Source organism: Streptomyces sp. NBC_00016 (assembly GCF_045040885.1).
GTDB lineage: Bacteria > Actinomycetota > Actinomycetes > Streptomycetales > Streptomycetaceae > Streptomyces > Streptomyces coriariae.
Map to the genome: position 1 here is coordinate 8,557,827 of NZ_CP108304.1, position 21,590 is coordinate 8,579,416.

The window sequence follows — 21,590 nt, forward strand, 5'->3', positions numbered from 1 at the left end:
ATCCGTCGACGTGCATCCGTCGACGTTCACGCGTCGACGTTCACCCCTCGTCTCCGGCCCGGTACACGCCGAACACCGCGCCCTGCGGGTCCCGCAGTACGGCGATGCGTGGACCGTCCGGCACCGAGGTCGGTTCCATGAGTGCGGTGCCGCCCGCCCCCACCGCTGTCCCGGTGGACTCGTCCACGTCCGTCACCGCGAAGTACGGCAGCCAGTGCGGGGGCACCTCGGGCGGGAACTTCTCGTCCATCGTGATCATGCCGCCGAAGTCCGCGCCGCCGACGCCCCACTGGAGGTAGTTCTCCGAGGAGCGGACGGTCCAGCCGAACACCGTGGTGTAGAAGGTCTCCGCCCGGTGGCGATCGCGGGTCAGCAGCTCGACCCAGCCGAGCGAGCCGGGCGCGTTGAACAGCCCGGCGCCCGGGAAGGTCCGCGCCTGCCACAACTGGAACGCGGCACCACCGGGATCGAGGGCGACCACGAAACGACCCACGTCGAAGACGTCCATCGGGCCGACCAGCACCTTGCCCCCGGCCTCCGTGAGCAGCCGCGCGCTGACATCCGCGTCGGTCACCGCGAACGACACGTTCCAGGCGCAGGGCTGTGCCTCCTGGTACAGGGGGCTGAGCGCGGCGACGGCCGCTTCGCCGAGGTGCGCGACCGTGTAGCCGCCAGCCTCCTGGCGCGGATCCGTCTCCGCGCGCCAGCCGAAGAGCTCCGCGTAGAACCGCTTCGCCGCCTCCAGGTCACTGGTCCCCAGCTCGGCCCAGCAGGGCCCGCCGGGCACGGGCGCGTCGAGCTTCATGGCGTTCCTTCCGAAAGGGGCCCCCTGCAGCACGCTATGCCTCGGTCCGCGCCACGGCATCCGGTGGCCGCCGAGGCCCGGAAACAGGGTCCGGCCTGGCCCGATGGCCTCGCAACCCGCCGCCGAACCGCCCTCCTCGCCCGACTGCGGCCGGGCAGGCGCCCCGCTGCCCACAGCCGACCGACGAGGAAGACCGACCCGTCGAGCCGGGTCGGCCGGGCCCTTCGGTTCCTCGCCCCGCCCCGGATCCGAGCCCCCGGCCCTTAGCCCCGGACCGAGCCTCGGACTCACCCCGCCCGACACCCGCCGGGTATCCGATCGGCTCAGATTCCCGGCCGGTACCGGATCGGATGGTCCGCCGGTACCTCCACCAGAACGATCGGCGTGCCGTCCGGATCGGCGATCCACATCTCGAGGAGCCCCCAGGGCTCGCGCACCGGCGGCCGGACGATCTCCACTCCCCGGGCGCGCAGCTCGTCGTGCGCCGCCGTCAGGTCCGGCACCTGCAGCCACAGCCGTACGGCGGCGGGATCCGGCGGTGTCTCCGAGCGGCCCGATACCTCCAGGAAGCCGCCGCCGAGGAAGTAGACGACCCCGCGCTCCGGCCCCGTCCCGAACTCGCGGTAGACCGCCAGGCCCAGCTGCTCGCCGTAGAAGACACGGGAACGCTCGGGGTCGGTCGGCCGGAGCAGGGTCCTACTGCTGAGTACGTGCACCATGCAGCCGGAGCCTACCGGCGCAGGGTCTACGCTCGGCGGTGCCCCAGCCGAGTCAGAGACCGGAGAACGCCCGCATGGACACCGCCGCCACCGAATTCACCTTCCGCGACGCCGTCGACGCCGACGTGGACGCGCTCGTCGCGCTCATCGAGTCGGCCTACCGCGGAGACGCCAGCCGGGCCGGGTGGACGACCGAGGCCGACATCCTCCAGGGCCGGCGGACCGACCCCGACGGCGTGCTCGCGGTGATCAAGGCGCCGGACAGCCGGCTGCTCACCGTCGAGCAGCAGGGCCGGATCGTCGCCTGCTGCCAGCTGGAACACCGCGGCGACCACGCCTACTTCGGCATGTTCGCCGTCAGTCCCGCGGTCCAGGGCGGCGGCCTCGGCAAGACGGTCATGGCACAGGCCGAGCGGCAGGCCCGCGAGAACTGGGGCGTGACCGAGATGCACATGACCGTGATCTCCGTACGCGAGGACCTCATAGCCTGGTACGAGCGTCGCGGCTACCGGCGGACCGGTCGCATGACCCCCTTCCCCTACGGCGACGAGCGCTTCGGCATTCCGCAGCGCGACGACCTCCGGTTCGAGCTGCTGGTCAAGGAGCTCGTCTGACCGTCGGGACCCGGCCTAGGCCGTGAAGCGGCCCGTGCGCCTGATCTCAGGGTAGTCGGTGGTCGCGCCGTCGAGTTCCAGGGCGCGGACGAGCCGCAGCTGGTCCTGGGTGTTGACCACCCAGCCGATGATCCGCAGGTCCCGCTTCCGTGCCTCCTCGACGATCTCCAGGGTGAGCCGGCGCAGGTTGAGACAGACCGTCGCCGCGCCGGCCTCCACGGCGCGGTCGACGATGTCGAGGCCGTAGCGGCTGCCGATGAGCGCGGTGCGCACCCCGGGGACGAGGCGCGCGATCTCGGCGACGGCCTCGTCGTGGAAGGAGGAGACCTCCACGCGGTCCACCAGGGCCCGCGCGTGCATCACCTCGGCAAGGGCCCGCGCGGCCTGGACGTCCTTGATCTCGGCCTGGAGCGGGAGCCGCACGGCGTCCAGGACCTCCTCGAAGAACGGCACGCGCTCGCCGCGCCCCGCGTCGAGGGTCCGCAGCTCCGCGAGCGTCTGGTCGGCGATGGGACCGGTCCCGTCGGTCGTCCGGTCCACGTCGGCGTCGTGCATGACCACCAGAGCACCGTCTTTGCTCAGATGAAGATCGAGTTCGATGACGTCCAGGCCGCCGTGCTCCGCGGCGACGAAGGAACGGAGGGTGTTCTCGGGCTCGACACCCATGACTCCGCGGTGACCGATGGTGAGGAAGTTCAAGACACGACCCGCTTCCGTCGACGGTTTGGGCTGGAGGAGCACGCAGCCTAGTGGCCCGGGGGCCGTCAAGGACATGAGCGTGCACCGAGGGTTCCTCTACCCGCTCGGGCCGGAGATCCGACCCGCTGGACAGGCTCTAGCGGAAGTAGCCGCATCTTCGGTGTCAGGCAGGAAAAAGTGCGGTGAAGATGCGGGAGCGCAGGATAATTTCCGGAGGTCCCACTTGCTGGAAGAATCCTCATATGCATACGGTGTCCTGACGCGAGCTTCTCCAGTGAAGGATGGGACATGACGGAAATTCTTGTGCAGGCGGCTACGGGGGAGCAGGTTCCTCCGGCGGACAGGGTGGTTGAGCACCCGGCGTGGCGCGTGCTCAAGGATGCCGTGGAGCAGATCCGGCCCTGGCAGTCGAAGGACGGGTCGATCGACTTCGCGGCCGAGGGCGCACCGCCGCGCACGGACGCCGAGCAGGCCGTGCTGCGGGTGATCGAGGCCGTCGAGGAGCTGTCCCCGCTGCTCCCGCACGACGCCGACTACCACCGGGCGCTCGCCAAGGACCTTCGGGTCTGGGCCGACGGCGGCTTCGAGGTGCCGGACTTCCTCGACTCGCTGCTGGCCTTCCAGCCCGCCGCGAACCGTCGCGACGGGCTCCAGCACCTGGTCGTCTTCGCGATGTACACGCAGAACGGCAACCCGGACCGCAACCTGGAAGCGGTCGTGCTGCGCATGGTCTGGCCCCAGTGGCTGGCCGAGCTGGAGCGCACCCGCTACGACAACCCGCTGTTCTGCGGCATCACCTTCGAGGACTTCACGGCCGGCTACGACACCAACTCGGCCGTCCTCTTCCCCGAGACCATCGCCGTCCGCGAGGCGCCGGAACGTTTCTCCTGGGGTGGCATCTTCTGTGACCGCGAGGCGGCCCGCTTCCGCCGGGTGACCGACGCGGCCGTCGACGTCCTGGGCCTTTCGCTGCCCGAGGACATCGCCGCCATGGTCCACGACCAGAAGCGCTGCGAAGAGGCCTTCGTCCTGTGGGACATGGTCCACGACCGCACCCACAGCCATGGCGACCTGCCCTTCGACCCCTTCATGATCAAGCAGCGCCAGCCGTTCTGGATGTACGGCCTGGAGGAGCTGCGCTGTGACCTCACCGCCTTCAAGGAGGCCGTGAAGCTGGAGACCGACGGCGTTCCGCAGGCCCGTGACGTGCAGTACGCGGTGCTCTTCGACCGCATGTTCCGCTTCCCGGTCACCGGAGACCGGGTGCGCAACTACGACGGCCTCGGCGGCCAGCTGCTCTTCGCCTACCTGCACAAGCACGACGTCGTCCGCTGGACCGACAACAAGCTGCACATCGACTGGCAGCGCGCCCCGCAGGTCACCAACGAGCTGTGCGCCGACATCGAGCAGCTGTACCGCGACGGCATCGACCGCCCCAAGCTCGTCCACTGGTTCGCCGCCCACGAGCTGGTCTCCGCCTACCTCGCCCCGCACCCGGGCTCCAAGTGGGCCAAGGGCCCCGACGCCCTGGACCTGACCCAGCCGCCCCGCAAACTCGTGGACGACGTGCTTGCGGACGAGTTTCCGCTGAGCATGTTCTATGAGGCACTGTCCAAGAAGCTCAAGAGCGTGATCGCCTCGACCCGGGGCATCACGGCGGACGGCGCCGAGCGGATCGCCGCGTGAGCGACCTGCGTACCGAGAACACTGCTCAGGAGGCGAAGACCATGGGGAACGGGGCTCTCAGCGGTGCGGTGATCGCGGTGGCCGGTGCGGGCGGACCGGCCGGCCGGGCGGCGCTGCTCCGACTCGCCGAGGCCGGCGCGATCGTCGCCGGCGCGGACAACGACCCCGAGCGCCTGGCGGAGGCCGTCGACGCGGCCCGCTACGGGGCCGGGGGCGCCACCGTCACCGGTGAGCCGGTCGATCTGCTCGATCTGGACTCGACCCGGGACTGGGCGCAGCGCGTCGAGAAGGACTTCGGCCGGATCGACGGCGTGGTCCATCTCGTCGGCGGCTGGCGCGGCAGCGAGACGTTCATCAAGACCAGCCTGGACGACTGGGACTTCCTGGAACTGCTGCTCGTCAAGACCGTGCAGCACACCTCGCTCGCCTTCTTCGAGGGCCTCCAGCGCAGCGACCGCGGCCGGTACGTGCTGATCAGCGCCGCCGGCGCCTCGAACCCCTCCGCGGGCAACGCCGCGTACGCCGCCGCCAAGGCGGCCGCCGAGGCCTGGACCCTGGCGCTCGCCGACGCGTTCCGCAAGGCCGGGGGTGCCGAGGGCCCGACCTCCGCGGCTGCGATCCTGGTGGTGAAGGCATTGGTGCACGAGGCGATGCGCGCCGACCGCCCCAACGCGAAGTTCGCGGGCTTCACCGACGTCAAGGATCTGGCCGAGGCCATCACCGGAGTCTGGGAGAAGCCCGCCCCCGAAGTGAACGGACAGCGTCTGTGGCTCACCGAGAAGCCGTGAACCCTCCGAAGACCGACGCAAGGCGCCATCACGACCCGGAGGTCCGCGGTTTCGCCAGCGACAACTACGCCGGGGCCCACCCGGAGGTGATGGCCGCCCTGGCCCTGGCCAACGGCGGCCACCAGGTGGCGTACGGCGAGGACGACTACACCGAGCACTTCCAGGGGATCATCCGCAGCCACTTCGGCGCCACGGCGCAGGCCTTCCCGGTCTTCAACGGCACCGGTGCCAACGTCGTCGCGCTCCAGGCGGTCACCGACCGCTGGGGTGCGGTGATCTGCGCCGAGAGCGCGCACATCAACGTCGACGAGGGCGGTGCGCCCGAGCGCATGGGCGGCCTGAAGCTGCTCACCGTGCCCACCCCGGACGGCAAGCTCACCCCCGAGCTGATCGACAAGCAGGCCTGGGGCTGGGACGACGAGCACCGCGCGATGCCGCAGGTCGTCTCGATCACCCAGAGCACGGAGCTGGGCACGCTCTACACGCCCGAGGAGATCCGCGCGATCTGCGACCACGCCCACGCGCACGGCATGAAGGTGCACCTGGACGGGTCCCGGATAGCCAACGCGGCGGCCTCGCTGAACGTCCCGATGCGGACGTTCACCAACGCCGTCGGCGTCGACCTCCTCTCGCTGGGCGGGACGAAGAACGGCGCGCTGTTCGGCGAGGCGGTCGTCGTCATCGACCAGGACGCCGTCCGCCACATGAAGCACCTGCGCAAGCTGTCCATGCAGCTCGCCTCCAAGATGCGCTTCGTGTCGGTGCAGTTGGAGGCCCTGCTGGCCAAGGACCTGTGGCTGCGCAACGCCCGCCACGCCAACGAGATGGCACAGCGGCTCGCCGAGGGCGTGCGGGCCGTGCACGGCGTGGAGATCCTGTACCCCGTGCAGGCCAACGGCGTGTTCGCGCGGCTCCCGCACGAGGTGAGCGAACGCCTCCAGAAGAAGTTCCGGTTCTACTTCTGGGACGAGGCGGCGGGCGTCGTGCGCTGGATGTGCGCGTTCGACACGACCGAGGAGGACGTGGACACCTTCGTCGCCGCGGTCAAGGAAGAGATGGCGCGGTAGCGAGGACGTTCATTGCATAGGTATGCGGTCACATGAAAAGTCATTGACTCTCGGGTGATCGCTTTCCTATGCTCTCCCCTCATGGAGCTGATCCAGGAGAACCCTGACCTCTCGGCCTATCTGGCTGCTGACGACGTCATCGACCACCACCACCCGCTGGTGCGGGACACGGCCGCGCGCCTCGCGAAGGATGCGAAGGACTCGTATGGTTATGCGCGCATCGCCTTCGAATTCGTCCGTGACACCATTCCCCACTCGCAGGACGCCGGCGACCCGCGCGTGACCTGGCGCGCCTCGGACGTGCTGGAACGGGGCACCGGCATCTGCCACGCCAAGGCCCACGCCCTGGCCGCCCTGCTGCGGGCCGAGGACATCCCTACCGCGCTGTGCTACCAGCGGTTCGTGCACGACGCGGGCGCCGGATACGCCCTCCACGGCCTCGTCGCCGTGCGCTTCAACGGCGCCTGGCACCGCCAGGACCCACGCGGCAACAAACCGGGTGTGGACGCGCGGTTCTCCCTGGACGGCGAACACCTGGCCTTCCTGCCCGACGCCGCGGCGGGCGAGCTGGACTACCCCGGCCTCTACGCCACCCCGCATCCGGGCGTCCTCGGCGCCCTGCGGGCCGCTCCCGACCGCCCGCACCTGTGGAAGACCCTCCCCACCGCACTGTGACCACCCCCGCCGCGGACCACGGCCGTCGCGGTCGCTAACCTCCCCGGCATGGGTGACGGGGGAGAGGCCCGAGGGGCCGGTGCGGACGGGAACGTGGATCTGGGACAGGACGCTCCACCCGAGCCGAGCGGGCCGAGCGCCCCGGCCGGCGGCCGGCTGCGCCTCGTCGCCCGGCTGCGCAAGCACCCGCTGCTCGGCTCGGCCGTGGCCCTGGCCCTTCTCGCGACCGCCACCACCGTCCCGATCGTCCTCGCCGCCTCCGGGGACGAGACGCCCTGCCGGGAGCTCCCCGCCGCCACCCGCGCCCTGGCCGAGGACCCGGCGGCCGCGACCCGCGCGCTCGACCCGGGCGACGACCTCGCCCGGTTCGACGCCGTACGCGAACTCCTCGTGTACGAGCACCCGTGCGGTGACGGCGGCGAGGTGCTGGGCCGGATCGTGGACGCGGCCACCCGCGCCACCGGCGCCGAGAACCCGCACACCCTGGCCCAGGCACGCGGCGCCTTCGCGGTGGCCGCCGCCCTGAACGGGGTCGAACTGCCCGACGGGATGGCCCCCGGAGTGGCCCGCATGCTCGCCCAGTACGTCGTCGACCAGCACCGCTGGACGCGCTCCGACGACGACGCCGTCCGGCCCGCGGTCCCCGCCGAGGAAGCCGGCCTCGACGACGAGGGCTGGACCACGTACGGCCGTTTCCTCGCCCCCGGCGAGGCACACACCGACTTCGAACACACCCAGCCCTACTCGGACATCGAGGCCGACCCCGAGGAACTGGTCGCCGAACTGGCCAAGGACCCCGAGGCCTTCGCGATCCTCTACTCCGCCGAGCGCGCCTGGCTGGCCTACTACCTGGAGCGGCTCGACGGGCAGGGGCGCGACCCCGACTACCACCCGAAGCCGAGCAAGGACGGGTACGAGACGCCCGACACCTACTGGGTCGACAGCGACCTGGAGCACATGGCCGACCGGGTCGGCGCCCTGATGAAGTACCGGGCGCGCTACGCCCGCGACGGCACCATCGCCGACGTCACCGCCTTCGACGCGGCCGTCGGCCGGTACACGCCCGGCGTCTATCTCGCCCACACCACGCAGGTCACCACCCGCCCGCCGATGGCCGGGATCGCCGCGCGGTACGCGGGCCGGGTACGCGGTGACCTGATGGACGCCCGGCACCAACTGCTCAGGGTGGTGTCCTTCTGGGCGACGGCACGGAAGGTCCCGAAGGAGCGGGCCGACGTCATGCGGCAGGCCATCGACGACCGCTACGTACGGGCGCTCTGGCTGACGATCTGACGACGACCCGCGTCAGGCGCCGTCCACCACGAGGCCGGTACAGCCCCGCCGCTCCACCTGTGCGGCGGCGAAGGCCCGCAGCAGCGCCCGCTTCTTCGCCCGATCGACGCCCGGGAGGTCGTCGGAGGCGTCGAGTCCGAAGTGGGCGGCCTCGCCGGCGCAGCGGGCGCTCGCGGCCGGGGACGGACGGTCGGAGTCGTTGCCGGAGACGAGCCGGTTGCTCCAGTCCCCGAACCAGGCGACGAAGTCCATTCGCTTCGGGCCGCCGCTCGTGGCCTCGTCCTCGATGGTCACCGCGCAACCGCCCGTCGGCGCCGCGTCGGTGAGCCGGACGTCGAGCTTCCAGTGCGTCGGGTCCGGCAGCCCCGCCCCGGCCAGCCAGCCGCAGGCGGTGTCCCGGGCGGAAGCCAGGGTGACCGTCTTCGGTTCGTCCTCGCCGGGGTCGGCCGGGCTGACGCCCTCCGGTGCCGTCAGCGGCTCGGCGCCACAACCCAGGCGCTTCGAGGCGGAGTTGGCGAAGGCCACGGCGACCTCGTAGGAGGCGGGCCGACGCCAGGAGCCGTTGCGGCTGACGCCCGCGTGCACCAGCAGCTTGCGCTGCCGGCCGTCGGCGTCCTTGCCCAGGTCGGGACAGGGCAGCAGGAACTCGAGGGTGCCGAGGCGGGAGACGAACCCGGGCATCCCGGCCGGCATCGCCGCCAGCGAGTCGAACCCGCTCTCCGGGAAGGCGGACATGAACTCGCGGTCCACGTCGTCGCGCCGGGTGTAGGCGTACAGGGACAGCAGCCGCCAGTCGGCACTGTGGTCGCCCGCGACGGTGACCTCGCAGCCGAAGTCGCCGAGCGCCTTCACCCCGCCCGCCTCGGTGCCCGTGACCCGGGCGTCCTCGGGAACGAGGTCGCGGACGGCGCCGTCGGGCAGTATCCCGTCGCAGGCGGTGCGGATCACCCACCACTGGTGGACGTACGGCTGGGCGATCCAGCCGCCCAGACCGAGCACGGCCGCAGCCACGACCGACACCTTGACCCAACGCCGCATCTTCGCCCCCGTAGCGCGTCCGGCGGACAACAGCCGGCCCGACGACCGCTCAGCGCCCGGCATCCGGCTTCCCGTTATGGCCGGGACCCTATCGGCCGCCGCGGCGCGCACCGGGCGCGGGGTCGCGGAAACGGGCCCCGGCCGGGCGCATGCCGGCCGGGGCCCGTAGGCGCACGAACCGCGTCAGCGGGCCTCGGCCGCGCGTACCTGCTCCGGGGTGGGAGCCGTGCCGCCCAGGTGGGCCGGCATCCACCAGGTGTCGTTCGCGTCCTTGGGACGGACGGGGTAGGCGCGCTGAGCGGCCTCCAGAAGCTCCTGGACGCGCTCGCGCAGCTGCCGGGTGATCGCGCCCGCGTACTTGTCGCGGGAGGCCTCGATGGCCTCGCCGACCCGGATGGTGACCGGGGTGTGGCTGCGCTTGAAGTTGCGCGGGTGCCCCTTGGTCCACAGCCGCTGCGTACCCCACAGGGCCACCGGGATCAGCGGGACGCCCGCCTCCTGGGCCATCCGGGCCGCGCCCGACTTGAAGCTCTTGAGCGTGAACGACTGCGAGATGGTGGCCTCGGGGAAGACCCCGACGATCTCGCCGGAGCGCAGCGACTCCAGGGCATGCGCGTAGGCCGTCTCGCCCTGGTTGCGGTCCACCGGGATGTGCTTCATCCCGCGCATCAGCGGGCCGGAGATCTTGTGGCGGAAGACGGATTCCTTCGCCATGAAACGAACGAGACGTTTCTGCGGGAGCGCGGCCAGACCGTCGAAGATGAAGTCGAGATAGCTGATGTGATTGCTCACCAGCACGGCTCCACCCGAGCGCGGGATGTTCTCCGAACCCTTGCAGTCGATCTTGAGGTCCCAGGCCTTGAACAACGTCTGGGCGAGGCCGACGACGGGGCGGTAGACAATCTCTGCCATGGGCGGGGCGAACCCTTCCTTCTCTTTGCCGGGGAGGGGCTCCCGGCGGCAAAGTTACGCAGCCGTAGGTTTACGGCATCTCGCAGATCGTGCCCGAAGAACGGCCGGGGAGCCAGCCCTGGTGCCCGTGAACGGCGAGATACTCGTCACTTCACCCCCTTGATCGACCTCGGGCTTTTAAGCCGCCTTTACTCCGCGGGTACCGCGACCCGCCGTACGAGCAGGTACATCTCGCATCCGAGGCAGTACCCGAAAGCAGCATTGAGGAAGGCGGCCGCGAGCGCCGCCCCGGTCGCCGCGAGGCCCAGCCAGTCGGGATCCAGGGTGAGGCCGACGAGTCCGACCCCCGCGAACAGCAGACCCACCGCCTGCGCGAACCGCGGCGGCTCCGGGGCCTCGAACTCGGTCGGCGGCCCGATCCGCGGCCGGACGGCCCTGCGGAACACCCAGCCGTACGGTGAACGACCCACCCCGCCCGCCGCGCCGAGCGCGAACGCCAACGTCTGCCACGCCAGCAGCCAGGCGTTGCCGCTGATCAGCACGACCGCGAGTACTACGGTCGTCACGGCGGCCCCGAAGCGCGGGCCCCTCGCATCGATGTCCATGAATCAAGCATTCCGCAACGGAAACGATTCCTGGGGTCGGGAATCTTTGCAGTCTCGTGAACGCTGGAGGACCTGATGACCGGACTGCTGGTGTGCGTGGCGGTGCTCGCCGCGGCGAGCGCCTACGGAGTGCTGCACAAGCGGCGGAGCGGGAGGGTGCGGGTGCGCGGGCGCGACGACGGCAAACGGCTCGGAGCCGACCGGCTGGGCGGCGAACTCGGCGAACGGGCCACGCTCGTGCAGTTCTCCAGCGCTTTCTGCGCGCCCTGCCGGGCCACCCGCAGGGTCCTCGGCGAGGTGGCCGACGTGGTCCCCGGAGTCACCCACATGGAGATCGACGCCGAGGCGCACCTGGACCTCGTCCGCGAGCTCGACATCCTCAAGACCCCGACCGTCCTGGTGCTCGACGCCGACGGCCGCATCGTCCGACGGGCAACAGGCCAGCCCCGCAAGGCGGACGTCATCGCGGCCCTGGGGGAGGCGGTGTGATCCGCCCGCGGGGGACGGTGAGGCATCTCCCAGATGCCGGAACGTACTTGACTGTGCGCGCCACCTATCGTCAACCTGACCGTATGCCTGAGGAACTCCTTCTCCACGGCCGGGTCCACGTGGACCTGGTCCGTACCGCGAGCGCGCGCTGTCCGGGCCGTTGAGCACCCACGGTCCGGCTCGTCACCTCCCGCAGAAGGACAATCCCATGACGGCCATACCCGGCCTCGGATCCCCGCACCTGGCCTCTCCCGACCTCCTGCGCTCCGTCTTCCGCCGGCATGCCGCGGGGGTCGCCGTGATCACCGCCTCCGGTGAGGGCGGCCCCGTCGGCTTCACCGCCACCTCGCTCAGCTCCGTCTCCGCCGAGCCGCCGATGCTCTCCTTCGGCATCGGCACCGGAGCCTCCAGCTGGCCCGTGCTCTCCCGGGCCACGCACGTCGGCGTCCATATACTCGGCGAGCACCAGCAGGAGCTGGCCGCCACCTTCGCCAGGAGCGGCGCCGACCGCTTCGGCGCGCCGACCGCCTGGCGCGACGGCCCGCAGGGCGTTCCGGTGCTGGACGACGTGCTGGCGTGGCTGGTGTGCCGGGTCGTCGCGCGGGTCCCGGCGGGCGATCACCGCATCGTGCTGGCCGAGGTGGTCCTCGGTGACCCGGAGGGTGCGGGCCGCCCGTTGCTCTACCACCAGGGGCGGTTCACCGCCCTGCGGGATTGATCACTGCCCGGCCTTCCTGCGAACTCGTCGAGTTCCGATTACGCTGCGTTGCAAAGGTCACAGTTCAAAGCGCTTGCTTAGCGGGAACGAACTGGGTGTACTGACGAGTAATATTTCGGTCGGAGCGCGGGCCGCCCCGACCGGGATCGGCCGCTTGTGGCGCCTATGCTGCCTGGAAGAAGGCAGCCGAGAACTGACGATGCAGTAGGAGAGCCGGCGTGAGCTTGAGGATCGTTGTCACTGTGAAGTACGTGCCCGACGCCACTGGCGACCGGCACTTCGCCGATGACCTGACCGTTGACCGGGACGACGTGGACGGTCTGCTCTCCGAGCTCGACGAGTACGCGGTCGAGCAGGCGCTGCAGATCTCCGAGAACTCCGACGACGACGTGGAGATCACCGTCCTGACGGTGGGCCCCGAGGACGCCAAGGACGCGCTCCGCAAGGCCCTCTCCATGGGCGCCGACAAGGCGATCCACGTCGAGGACGACGACCTGCACGGCACCGACGCCATCGGTACCTCCCTGGTGCTGGCCAAGGCGATCGAGAAGGCCGGCTACGACCTGGTCATCTCCGGCCTGGCCTCCACGGACGGCACCATGGGCGTCGTCCCGGCCCTGCTGGCCGAGCGCCTGGGTGTCCCGCAGGTCACCCTGCTCTCCGAGGTCTCCGTCGAGGACGGCACCGTCAAGGGCCGCCGGGACGGCGACGCCGCCTCCGAGCAGCTCGAGGCCTCCCTGCCGGCCGTCGTGTCGGTCACCGACCAGTCGGGCGAGGCGCGTTACCCGTCGTTCAAGGGGATCATGGCGGCCAAGAAGAAGCCGGTCGAGGCCTGGGACCTGTCGGACCTGGACCTGGAGGCCGAAGAGGTCGGCCTCCAGGGTGCCTGGACCGCGGTCGACAGCGCGACCGAGCGTCCGGCCCGCACCGCGGGCACGATCGTCAAGGACGAGGGCGAGGGCGGCAAGCAGCTCGCCGAGTTCCTCGCGGGCCAGAAGTTCATCTAAAGGCCCTTCGCCGACCGCCCCTCAACTTCGTTTCGCAGGAGAGCAATCCCATGGCTGAAGTCCTCGTCTTCGTCGACCACGTGGACGGTGCCGTCCGCAAGCCCACCCTGGAGCTGCTGACGCTGGCCCGCCGCATCGGCGAGCCCGTCGCCGTCGCCCTCGGCGCGGGCGCCGAGAACACCGCCGCCGCGCTCGCCGAGCACGGCGCCGTGAAGGTGCTGACCCACGACGCCTCCGAGTACGCCGACTACCTCGTCGTACCGAAGGTCGACGCGCTCCAGGCCGCGGTCGAGTCGGTCTCCCCGGCCGCCGTCCTCGTCCCGTCCTCCGCCGAGGGCAAGGAGATCGCCGCCCGTCTGGCGCTGCGCATCGGCTCCGGCATCATCACCGACGCCACCGACCTCGAGGCCGGCGACGAGGGCCCGGTGGCCACCCAGTCGGTGTTCGCCGCGTCCTTCACCACCAAGTCCCGTGTCTCCAAGGGCACCCCGGTCATCACCGTGAAGCCGAACTCGGCCGCCGTCGAGGCCGCCCCGGCCGCCGGCGCCGTCGAGGCCCTCGCGGTGACCTTCTCCGCCCAGGCCACCGGCACCAAGGTCACCGGCCGCACGCCGCGTGAGTCGACCGGGCGTCCGGAGCTGACCGAGGCCGCGATCGTGGTCTCCGGCGGCCGCGGCGTCAACGGCGCCGAGAACTTCGCCCTCATCGAGTCCCTCGCCGACTCCCTCGGCGCGGCCGTCGGCGCCTCCCGCGCCGCGGTGGACGCCGGCTGGTACCCGCACACCAACCAGGTCGGCCAGACCGGCAAGTCCGTCTCGCCGCAGCTCTACATCGCCAACGGCATCTCCGGCGCCATCCAGCACCGCGCCGGCATGCAGACCTCGAAGACCATCGTGGCCGTCAACAAGGACGCCGAGGCCCCGATCTTCGACCTGGTCGACTACGGCGTCGTCGGCGACCTGTTCGACGTCGTCCCGCAGCTCACCGAGGAGATCAACACCCGCAAGGGCTGATCACCCGGCAGTCGCAGGACTGTCCGAGGCCCCCGTGACCGCACAGGTCACGGGGGCCTCGGCTCATTCCAGGGTCATCGAGGCCTGCACCGGCAGGTGATCGCTCGGGTACTGGCCGTCCAGGTGGAAGGTGTCGGTCCACTCGCGGTGGACGGTGACGCCCGGCGTTGCCAGGATCCAGTCGATGCGGTCCCCGTTCGGCGTGAGCGGCTTGTACCCGTGGTAGGTCGCGTAGGCCCCGCCACGCGCGCGTGCCGTGTCCCAGGTGTCGACCAGCCCGGCGGCCAGCAGCCGGTCATAGACCGGATTGACGTGGGCGACGGCGTTGAAGTCCCCGGTCAGCAGCAGCGGCAGGGAGCGGTCCAAGCGGGCGATCCGTGCGGCGATCAGGTCGGCGGAGCGCACGCGCGCGTACTGGCTGGCGTTGTCGAGATGGGTGTTGAGGACGTAGAACTCCTGTCGCGCGCGCAGATCACGGAAGCGGACCCAGGTGACCATGCGGGGGTAGTCCGCCCCCCAGGTGTTGGAGCCCAGCACGTCGGGTGTGTCGGAGAGCCAGAAGTGCGCGTGCTCGACCGGGGCGAGCCGACGGGTGTCGTAGAAGACGGCCACCGCCTCCGGGTCTTCCACGCTGCGGCCCTTGCCGATCCAGTCGTAGTGCGGACCGAGGTCGGCCTCGATGTCGCGCAACTGGGCCGGCAGACCCTCCTGGGTGCCGATGACGTGCGGAGCCGCCCGGTGCAGCAGTGCGCGCATCACCGGACGGCGGACCGCCCAGGTGTGGGCGTCCTTGGCGCCCGGGTAGCGCAGATTGAAGGTCATGACCTTCAGTGGTGGCACGGGCGCGGGCTGAAGCGCCCCGCGCGCCGGGCTCTCGTGCCGGGTGGCGGACGACCCTGCCGTGCCCAGCACGGGCACGGTCGCCAGGACGGCCAGGGCCGTGCGCAGCCCAGCCCGTCGGGTCTGCCCCGTGGTGCCGGTCATATGTTCCCTCCCTTGTGAGACAGGATGAAGGTGAGGACGGTTGTGCGGAAGGGGGAGGCGGGGGAGGCGGTGTGCCGGTGAGCGCGGGGACCGCGCCGTGGACAGGGTGTTGACCTGCCGGAAGCTGCATGGATAACTTCGCTCTACGGATTGTTGATTCCGTACAGCGGAAAAACCGGAGGGTGTGGAATGGGTCAGGGCCAGCAGGAGACGGTCACGACGAGCCTCGCGGGCGCCGTCAGCGAGGAGATCAGCGCCTCTCTCGCCCCGGTCGACGCCGAACTCGACCGCCGCTACCCCGGCGACCCCGGCACCCGGCAGCCCGTCCACACCGTCTACGTCCCCGGCGACGCCTTCGACGCCGACACCATCCGCTCCTGGGGCGACCGGGCCCTCGCCGCGCTCGACGAGCACGCCCCCGACGCGGCGTCCTTCGCCGCCTGTCTCGGCCTCTCCCAGGACCTCGCCGAGCCCGTGTACGCGCGCGTGCGGGCCAAGCTGGAGCGCGAGCCCATCGAGGACTTGCGCGTCGACTTCGAGGACGGCTACGGCCCCCGCCCGGACGCCGAGGAGGACGCGACGGCCGCCCGCGCGGCCCGGCTGATCGCGGAGGCGGGCGCGAAGGGCACCGGGGCCCCGTACATGGGCATCCGCATGAAGTGCATGGAGGCCGCGGTGCGCGACCGGGGCATCCGCACGCTCGACATCTTCCTCACCGGCCTGATGGAGAACGGCGGCCTTCCCGACGGCCTGGTCCTGACCCTGCCGAAGGTGACCTATCCGGAGCAGGTCACCGCGATGGTCCGGCTCCTGGAGGCCTTCGAGCGGGCGAGGGGCCTCGACGCCGGACGGCTCGGCTTCGAGATCCAGATCGAGACCAGCCAGTCCATCCTGGCCACCGACGGCACCGCGACGGTCGCCCGGATGATCCAGGCGGCCCGGGGCCGCGCCACCGGCCTCCACTACGGCACCTTCGACTACAGCGCCTGTCTCGGCGTCTCCGCCGCCTACCAGGCCAGCGACCACCCCGCCGCCGACCACGCCAAGGCGGTCATGCAGGTCGCGGCGGCCGGCACCGGGGTACGCGTCTCGGACGGCTCCACGAACGTGCTGCCGGTCGGCCCGACCGAGCAGGTGCACGCCGCCTGGCGGCTGCACTACGGACTCACCCGCCGCGCTCTGTCCCGCGCCTACTACCAGGGCTGGGACATGCATCCCGGCCACATCCCCACCCGCTACGCGGCCGTCTTCGCCTTCTACCGGGAGGGATTCGCCCAGGCCGCCGAGCGGCTCGCGCGGTATGCCAACCGGGTCGGCGGCGATGTGATGGACGAGCCCGCGACCGCCAAGGCCCTCAGCGGCTACCTGCTGCGCGGCCTGGACTGCGGCGCCCTCGACCTCGCCGAGGTGAGCGGCGCCACCGGGCTCGGCCGGGCGGCCCTGGAGAGCTTCGCGACGCCGCGCCGAGGTGATCTGACGGTCTCCGGGCAGTAGGGCGGCAGGCGGCAGGGCGCGCGCAGGGGGTGTGACCGGCCGGGGTGAGAGACGCCGACCGGCCACCGGCCCTCAGGGGCGACTACTGCTCAGGAAAGGTGTACGGGGTCGTGATGATCTCCATGCCGTGCCCGGCGGGATCCATGAAGTACACACCCCGGCCGCCGTGGTGATGGTTGATCTCACCCGGCTGCTTGCCGTGCGGATCGGCGAAGTACGTGATCCCCGCCCGCTCGATCCGCTCGAAGGCCGCGTCGAACTCCTCGTCCGAGACGAGGAACGCGTAGTGCTGCATGACGATCGACTCCACCGGGATGGCGGCGAAGTCCAGGGTGACGCCGTTGCTGGTGTTCACCGGGACGAACGGGCCCCACTCGGGCCCGACTTCGAGTCCCAGGATGTGGGCCAGGAACTCGGCGGACTCCCGGTTGTCACGGGAGTGGATGATGGTGTGGTTCAACTCGACCGACATGTGTGGAATGCCTCCGTAAGGCAAACTCACGGGCACCTCCATGCCTCACCCGGCCGGTGACCGACACGCGATGCCGTTCGATCATTCTATCGGACGTGCAGGTGTTCCAGGCCGGACGCGGTCACCAGCTTTTCTTCCGCGAACAGCTCGGTTCCCCGTTCGCACCGCCGCGCGTCGGCCCTGGCGCGGGCGCAGAACTCCTCCGGGGTCGCCCCGAACAGCTCCCTCAACGCCGTTGACCGCGCGAGGAGTTCGGTGATCAGAGCGCGCTGCCCGGGATGGCGGCGCGGGATGCCGTCGCCGTTGTGCAGCACACCATGGTGGTTCACGTACGCGAACGCGTCGAGGAGCGCCTCGCCGTTCTCCAGCTCGACCCGGAAACCCGGCGCGGGCAGCAGGACCCGGTCGTAGTTCGGCTCCGTCGCGTCGATCAGGGCGAGCTGCTCCGGGTCCAGCCAGATGACGAACAACTCCCGGGTGACGGCGGGGGCGTCGACGGGGGACGCGGACACATAGCCCACGCGGCTGACATGCGCCGAGACGCCGACATCGATGCCCGTCACCCGGGCCTTCACCATGGGGATCGGCGAGGTGACTCCGAACTCGGCCATCTTGTGCCGCAGTTGGGCGGGGCTGGCGTTGGACCCGACGGCCACGACCGGAGTGCGGCCGGGATGCGTCAGCCGGTCCAGCGGCAGTAGCTCGTCCCCCTGGAGCAGCCCGGACGTGGCCGGCCAGGCGCCGGGATAGCTCAGCGGGTGGTCGCGCGGCGCGTCGGCCAGGCCCAGCGCGCGAAGTGTGCGGTGCTCGTCGCGGGCGTCCATGGCGTCTCAGTCGGCCGGCGGCAGCTCGCCCGAGCCGCGCGTGACGAGCCGGGTCGGCAGTTCGATGCGCTCGGGGGTGATGAGAGTGCCGTCCAGCTGCCCGAACAGGCGCTCCGCGGCGGTACGGCCCAAAGTGGCCGCGTCCTGGGCGACCACCGTGACCCCCGGCTGGAGCAGGTCGGCGAGCTCCAGGTCGTCGAAGGCCACCAGGGCGACCCGCCGGGCCTGCTCGGCGAGCACCCGGATCACGGTGACCGTCACCCGGTTGTTGCCCGAGAAGATCGCCGTGACCGGCGCGGGCCCGGACAGCATGTCCTCGGCCGCGCGGCGCACCCGCAGGGGATCGGTGGCGCCCAGCGACATCCAGGCGTCCTCGACCGGTATGCCGGCGTCCTCCATCGCCGTCCGGTAACCGCGCAGACGCTCGGCGGCGGTGTGGATGCGGGGCATGTCGCCGATGAAGCCGATCCGGCGGTGGCCGTGCGCCACCAGGTGGGTCACGCCCTCGTGGGCGCCGCCGAAGTTGTCCGACAGGACGCAGTCGGCGTCGATCTGCCCGGCCGGCCGGTCCACGAACACCGTGGCGACGCCCGCCTTGATCTCGGGCTCCAGGTACCGGTGGTCGTCGCCGGCCGGGATCACCACCAGACCGTCCACCCGGCGTGCGCACAGCGCCAGCGCCAGCTCCTGCTCCCGGTCCGGGTCCTCGGCGCTGGAGCCGTTGATGAGCAGGGCGCCGTGGGCGCGGGCGACTTCCTCCACCGCGCGGCTGAGCGGCCCGTAGAACGGGTCGGCGAGGTCCTCCAGGACCAGGCCGATACTGGCCGTGCTGCCCTTGCGCAGCACCCGGGCGCTGTCGTTGCGGCGGAAGCCGAGCGCGTCGATGGCCTCCTGGACGCGGCGTTCCGTCTCGGGCGTGACGCCCGGCTCGCCGTTCACCACGCGGGAGACCGTCTTGAGGCCGACTCCGGCGCGAGCGGCGACGTCCTTCATGGTGGGACGGTTGCCGTAGCGGCTCTCGGGCCGGCGCTGCGTCTCGGGCACGATGCTGTGTCCTGTCCTGTCGTCCACGGGAGGTCGGCCATGCACGCCGTCCACAAGATGTTGCGCACGGGGATGCGAGGGTCCCAGGGTGTGTATGAGGATGTGGCGTCGAGCATAGAGCCTGGACAACGTTGTCAGATGCGGGAGAGACTGTCCACCGCATCTCCGGCCCGCGTCCCCCAATCGCTGGACCGGCCAGCCCTTCCATGGTGGACCGGGAGAAACCAGACTGATGTACACCGACCTCGTGGCCGCGCTCGACATCGGCGGCACCAAGATCGCCGGAGCGCTGGTGGACGGCGACGGCACGATCCTGGCCCGCGCGCAGCGCCCCACGCCTGCCCAGGAGAACGGCGACACCGTGATGCGGGCCGTCGAGGAGACGCTCGGGGAGCTGACCGCGGCTCCGCTGTGGGGGCGCGTCCGAGCCGTCGGCATCGGCAGCGCGGGTCCGGTGGACGCCTCGGCGGGCACCGTCAGCCCGGTGAACGTGCCCGGCTGGCGCGACTTTCCGCTGGTCGACCGGGTCCGGGCGGTGACGGGGAACCTCCCGGTCGAACTCATCGGCGACGGCGTGGCGATCACCGCGGCCGAACACTGGCAGGGCGCCGCCCGCGGACACGACAACGCGCTGTGCATGGTGGTCTCCACCGGTGTCGGCGGCGGTCTGGTGCTGGGCGGCCGACTGCACCCCGGCCCCACCGGCAACGCCGGACACATCGGCCACATCAGCGTCGAACTCGACGGGGACCCGTGCCCGTGCGGCGGGCGCGGCTGTGTGGAACGCATCGCCAGCGGTCCCCACATCGCCCGCCGGGCCCTGGAGAACGGCTGGCTGCCCGGCCCCGACGGCGACACCTCCGCGGCCGCGGTGGCCGCCGCCGCCCGCGCGGGCGACCCGGTCGCGGTGGCGTCCTTCGAACGGGCCGCCCAGGCCCTGGCCGCCGGTATCGCGGCCACCGCGACCCTCGTCGAGATCGACATCGCGGTGATCGGCGGGGGCGTGGGCAAGGCGGGCGAGGTGCTGTTCGCCCCCCTGCGCAGGGCGCTCCGCGACTACGCCACCCTCTCCTTCGTCCAGCGCCTGACCGTGACGCCGGCGCAGATGGGCACGGACGCGGGCCTGGTGGGAGCGGCCGCGGCAGCGTTGTCGGCGAGCACGGGGGCCGGGGCCGGGGCGGGCGCCACGGCGGCGGGGGTCTGACGCCGACGGGCGCCCCCGTGAAAAAACGTTTCCGGCTTCGCCGTGGTGTGCGGGGGCGGTGGCGGGCCGGGTTGCCGGTGCTCGTGTGCGCGCCGGGCGACCGGGGGGCTGCGCGGTCACGGGCGGGGGCCCGGCCGTCGCACGGCCGGCCGTGCGACGCTCACTCGACGACGTGCCGGCCCGCCGTACCGGCCGCCGTGACGGCGTCCCAGCCGCTCCAGGCCGGGATGGCCTCGCGGGACCGCCGCCAGAGGGCGGGGACGCCGTCCGTGCCGGTCCGGGACGCGACCACGCCTCCCGCGATGGCGCAGGTCGTGTCGCGGTCGCCCCACCCGCCGACGGTCTGCCACAGCGCCTCGGGCAGGTCGTCCAGGTGCCCCGCGGCGGACCAGAGGGCGAACGGCACCGTGTCCGGAGCCGAGATCAGCGTCCCCGAGCCCAGCACGGACGCGGCGTGGCGCACCGAGGCGCGCTCGGGGAGGCCCGCGGCCACCAGCAGCCCGGAGCGGACGTCGCTGTCCGGCAGGTGCGAGGCGACCTCCCGCAAAAACGCGTCGCGCGCAGGGGCGTCCCGGCCCGCGCCGGCGGCCGCCAGCGCGGCGGCGACCGCCACGGCCACCGCGCCCGCGACCGCCTCGGGGTGGGCATGGGTGGCCAGCGCCGACAGCCGGGCCTGCTCGCGGGCCGCGGCGAGGTCGTCCCGGAACCAGGCGCCCAGCGGGGCGACCCGCATCGCGGCGCCGTTGCCGTACGAACCCTGTCCGCCGAACTGTCCCGTCGTCACCGCCCGCCAGTCCTCGCCCTCGCCGACGCGCCGCAGCACGCTGTGCATGGACGGGCCGTACTTGCGGCCCGGGTCGCGGCGGTACTCGGCGGCGAACTGCCGCGCCAGGTCGCCCGGACGGACCTCCCCGTGCTCCGTCAGATGGGCGAACAGGACGAACGCCATCGCCGAGTCGTCCGTCCACGGCCATGGCGCGGGACGCGGCTCCCGTGCCGCCCACAACTCCTCGGCGGGCTCGTCGGAGCGGGTGAACCAGCTGTCGCCGAAGGCGTCGCCCGTCACCAGACCGTCCAGGCCGGCATGGGCGTGCTGCGGGCCGATCATGGCGAAGCTCCTCCGAACCGTCGGTGACCACGGCATTCTCGCCGTAGACCGGTCGATCGTGCGCGGGGATTACCGGGTGGCGCGTGACCCCGACCCCGTCGACGCCGTTGATCCCCGCATGAAGAAGCGCAGCATGCTCGCCATCGCCTCCCTCGCCACCGGCTTCGTCGTCGCGGCGATCACCCCCTCGCACGGCCTGACCGGTGCCGACCTCGAAGGGCTGAACGTGGGCGACACCCTCAGCACCCTCGACCACACCATCGCCAGTGACAGCCTGGCCGTCGACGACGACGCCCTGGGGCAGAACGGCTGACGGACGGGCACCGACCACG

At 71.6% G+C, this 21,590-nt stretch carries 24 protein-coding genes; 13 read left to right on the plus strand and 11 right to left on the minus strand.

Annotated elements, in window-relative coordinates; genetic code table 11:
* Positions 1-40: 40 nt before the first annotated feature.
* Together OG933_RS37920 and OG933_RS37925 are read right to left on the minus strand one after the other, a co-directional pair.
* A complete protein-coding gene (locus OG933_RS37920; RefSeq protein ID WP_405631495.1) occupies positions 41-805 on the minus strand; it encodes a VOC family protein in 765 nt (254 codons plus the stop codon).
* A gap of 323 nt (positions 806-1,128) precedes the next feature.
* Positions 1,129-1,524: a VOC family protein gene (locus OG933_RS37925; RefSeq protein ID WP_362521118.1), complete on the minus strand. Its 396-nt coding sequence runs from the start codon at positions 1,522-1,524 to the stop codon at positions 1,129-1,131.
* A gap of 74 nt (positions 1,525-1,598) precedes the next feature.
* On the opposite strand from OG933_RS37925, the gene OG933_RS37930 reads away from it, so the two are divergent.
* Positions 1,599-2,138, plus strand: coding sequence for a GNAT family N-acetyltransferase (locus OG933_RS37930; RefSeq protein WP_405631497.1), 540 nt, complete (start codon positions 1,599-1,601; stop codon positions 2,136-2,138).
* A gap of 15 nt (positions 2,139-2,153) precedes the next feature.
* Here the strand turns inward: OG933_RS37930 and OG933_RS37935 are convergent, their stop codons facing one another.
* Positions 2,154-2,837 carry a glycerophosphodiester phosphodiesterase family protein gene (locus tag OG933_RS37935; protein ID WP_020125914.1) on the minus strand — a complete coding sequence of 228 codons (684 nt, stop codon included), beginning with the start codon at positions 2,835-2,837 and terminating at the stop codon, positions 2,154-2,156.
* Between the two features lie 288 nt (positions 2,838-3,125).
* On the opposite strand from OG933_RS37935, the gene OG933_RS37940 reads away from it, so the two are divergent.
* The 5 genes from OG933_RS37940 (at position 3,126) to OG933_RS37960 (ending at position 8,346) form a co-directional block, all read left to right on the plus strand.
* Complete coding sequence (locus OG933_RS37940) at positions 3,126-4,523, plus strand: DUF6421 family protein (protein WP_405631499.1); 1,398 nt, start codon at positions 3,126-3,128, stop codon at positions 4,521-4,523.
* Between the two features lie 41 nt (positions 4,524-4,564).
* A complete protein-coding gene (locus tag OG933_RS37945; protein ID WP_054240980.1) occupies positions 4,565-5,311 on the plus strand; it encodes an SDR family oxidoreductase in 747 nt (248 codons plus the stop codon).
* Positions 5,308-6,378 (plus strand): low specificity L-threonine aldolase, encoded by a 1,071-nt coding sequence (locus tag OG933_RS37950; protein ID WP_362521127.1) that lies wholly within the window; start codon positions 5,308-5,310, stop codon positions 6,376-6,378. The genes OG933_RS37945 and OG933_RS37950 overlap by 4 nt, the downstream gene beginning before the upstream one ends.
* A gap of 81 nt (positions 6,379-6,459) precedes the next feature.
* Entirely contained in the window at positions 6,460-7,053 is a 594-nt protein-coding gene (locus tag OG933_RS37955; RefSeq protein WP_405631502.1) for a transglutaminase domain-containing protein, read from the plus strand.
* 48 nt (positions 7,054-7,101) lie between these two features.
* Entirely contained in the window at positions 7,102-8,346 is a 1,245-nt protein-coding gene (locus OG933_RS37960) for a hypothetical protein (protein WP_405631503.1), read from the plus strand.
* A 12-nt stretch (positions 8,347-8,358) separates the two neighbouring features.
* Here OG933_RS37960 and OG933_RS37965 read toward each other — a convergent pair whose 3' ends face one another.
* The 3 genes from OG933_RS37965 to OG933_RS37975 all read right to left on the minus strand — a co-directional run bounded on the left by OG933_RS37965 (position 8,359) and on the right by OG933_RS37975 (position 10,901).
* On the minus strand, positions 8,359-9,357 hold the full coding sequence (locus OG933_RS37965; protein WP_405631505.1) for a hypothetical protein: 999 nt from the start codon (positions 9,355-9,357) through the stop codon (positions 8,359-8,361).
* A 210-nt stretch (positions 9,358-9,567) separates the two neighbouring features.
* Positions 9,568-10,296, minus strand: a complete 729-nt coding sequence (locus OG933_RS37970) for a 1-acyl-sn-glycerol-3-phosphate acyltransferase (RefSeq protein ID WP_020125921.1) — start codon at positions 10,294-10,296, stop codon at positions 9,568-9,570.
* A gap of 188 nt (positions 10,297-10,484) precedes the next feature.
* Positions 10,485-10,901, minus strand: a complete 417-nt coding sequence (locus tag OG933_RS37975; protein WP_405631508.1) for a DUF4395 domain-containing protein — start codon at positions 10,899-10,901, stop codon at positions 10,485-10,487.
* Positions 10,902-10,976: 75 nt separating this feature from the next.
* Here OG933_RS37975 and OG933_RS37980 point away from each other — a divergent pair, with 75 nt between their 5' ends.
* The 4 genes from OG933_RS37980 (at position 10,977) to OG933_RS37995 (ending at position 14,128) form a co-directional block, all read left to right on the plus strand.
* Complete coding sequence (locus OG933_RS37980) at positions 10,977-11,390, plus strand: thioredoxin family protein (RefSeq protein ID WP_362521144.1); 414 nt, start codon at positions 10,977-10,979, stop codon at positions 11,388-11,390.
* A 208-nt stretch (positions 11,391-11,598) separates the two neighbouring features.
* The gene (locus tag OG933_RS37985) at positions 11,599-12,108 is read left to right on the plus strand and encodes a flavin reductase family protein (RefSeq protein WP_362521147.1); all 510 of its coding nucleotides are present in this window, start codon (positions 11,599-11,601) and stop codon (positions 12,106-12,108) included.
* Positions 12,109-12,326: 218 nt separating this feature from the next.
* Positions 12,327-13,115: an electron transfer flavoprotein subunit beta/FixA family protein gene (locus OG933_RS37990; RefSeq protein ID WP_405631511.1), complete on the plus strand. Its 789-nt coding sequence runs from the start codon at positions 12,327-12,329 to the stop codon at positions 13,113-13,115.
* 50 nt (positions 13,116-13,165) lie between these two features.
* Entirely contained in the window at positions 13,166-14,128 is a 963-nt protein-coding gene (locus OG933_RS37995) for an electron transfer flavoprotein subunit alpha/FixB family protein (protein ID WP_020125926.1), read from the plus strand.
* A gap of 63 nt (positions 14,129-14,191) precedes the next feature.
* On the opposite strand, the gene OG933_RS38000 is transcribed toward OG933_RS37995, so the two are convergent.
* Entirely contained in the window at positions 14,192-15,112 is a 921-nt protein-coding gene (locus OG933_RS38000) for an endonuclease/exonuclease/phosphatase family protein (protein WP_405631514.1), read from the minus strand.
* 189 nt (positions 15,113-15,301) lie between these two features.
* On the opposite strand from OG933_RS38000, the gene OG933_RS38005 reads away from it, so the two are divergent.
* On the plus strand, positions 15,302-16,606 hold the full coding sequence (locus tag OG933_RS38005) for a DUF6986 family protein (RefSeq protein ID WP_405631516.1): 1,305 nt from the start codon (positions 15,302-15,304) through the stop codon (positions 16,604-16,606).
* Positions 16,607-16,688: 82 nt separating this feature from the next.
* Here OG933_RS38005 and OG933_RS38010 read toward each other — a convergent pair whose 3' ends face one another.
* The 3 genes from OG933_RS38010 to OG933_RS38020 all read right to left on the minus strand — a co-directional run bounded on the left by OG933_RS38010 (position 16,689) and on the right by OG933_RS38020 (position 18,946).
* Complete coding sequence (locus OG933_RS38010; RefSeq protein ID WP_171395621.1) at positions 16,689-17,078, minus strand: VOC family protein; 390 nt, start codon at positions 17,076-17,078, stop codon at positions 16,689-16,691.
* 86 nt (positions 17,079-17,164) lie between these two features.
* A complete protein-coding gene (locus OG933_RS38015) occupies positions 17,165-17,902 on the minus strand; it encodes a hypothetical protein (RefSeq protein ID WP_405631518.1) in 738 nt (245 codons plus the stop codon).
* A 6-nt stretch (positions 17,903-17,908) separates the two neighbouring features.
* Complete coding sequence (locus tag OG933_RS38020; protein WP_020125931.1) at positions 17,909-18,946, minus strand: LacI family DNA-binding transcriptional regulator; 1,038 nt, start codon at positions 18,944-18,946, stop codon at positions 17,909-17,911.
* 232 nt (positions 18,947-19,178) lie between these two features.
* On the opposite strand from OG933_RS38020, the gene OG933_RS38025 reads away from it, so the two are divergent.
* Positions 19,179-20,150 (plus strand): ROK family protein, encoded by a 972-nt coding sequence (locus OG933_RS38025; protein ID WP_362521163.1) that lies wholly within the window; start codon positions 19,179-19,181, stop codon positions 20,148-20,150.
* 160 nt (positions 20,151-20,310) lie between these two features.
* Here the strand turns inward: OG933_RS38025 and OG933_RS38030 are convergent, their stop codons facing one another.
* On the minus strand, positions 20,311-21,258 hold the full coding sequence (locus OG933_RS38030; RefSeq protein WP_405631520.1) for an ADP-ribosylglycohydrolase family protein: 948 nt from the start codon (positions 21,256-21,258) through the stop codon (positions 20,311-20,313).
* Positions 21,259-21,376: 118 nt separating this feature from the next.
* Here OG933_RS38030 and OG933_RS38035 point away from each other — a divergent pair, with 118 nt between their 5' ends.
* Complete coding sequence (locus OG933_RS38035) at positions 21,377-21,571, plus strand: hypothetical protein (protein WP_020125934.1); 195 nt, start codon at positions 21,377-21,379, stop codon at positions 21,569-21,571.
* Positions 21,572-21,590 lie beyond the last annotated feature (19 nt).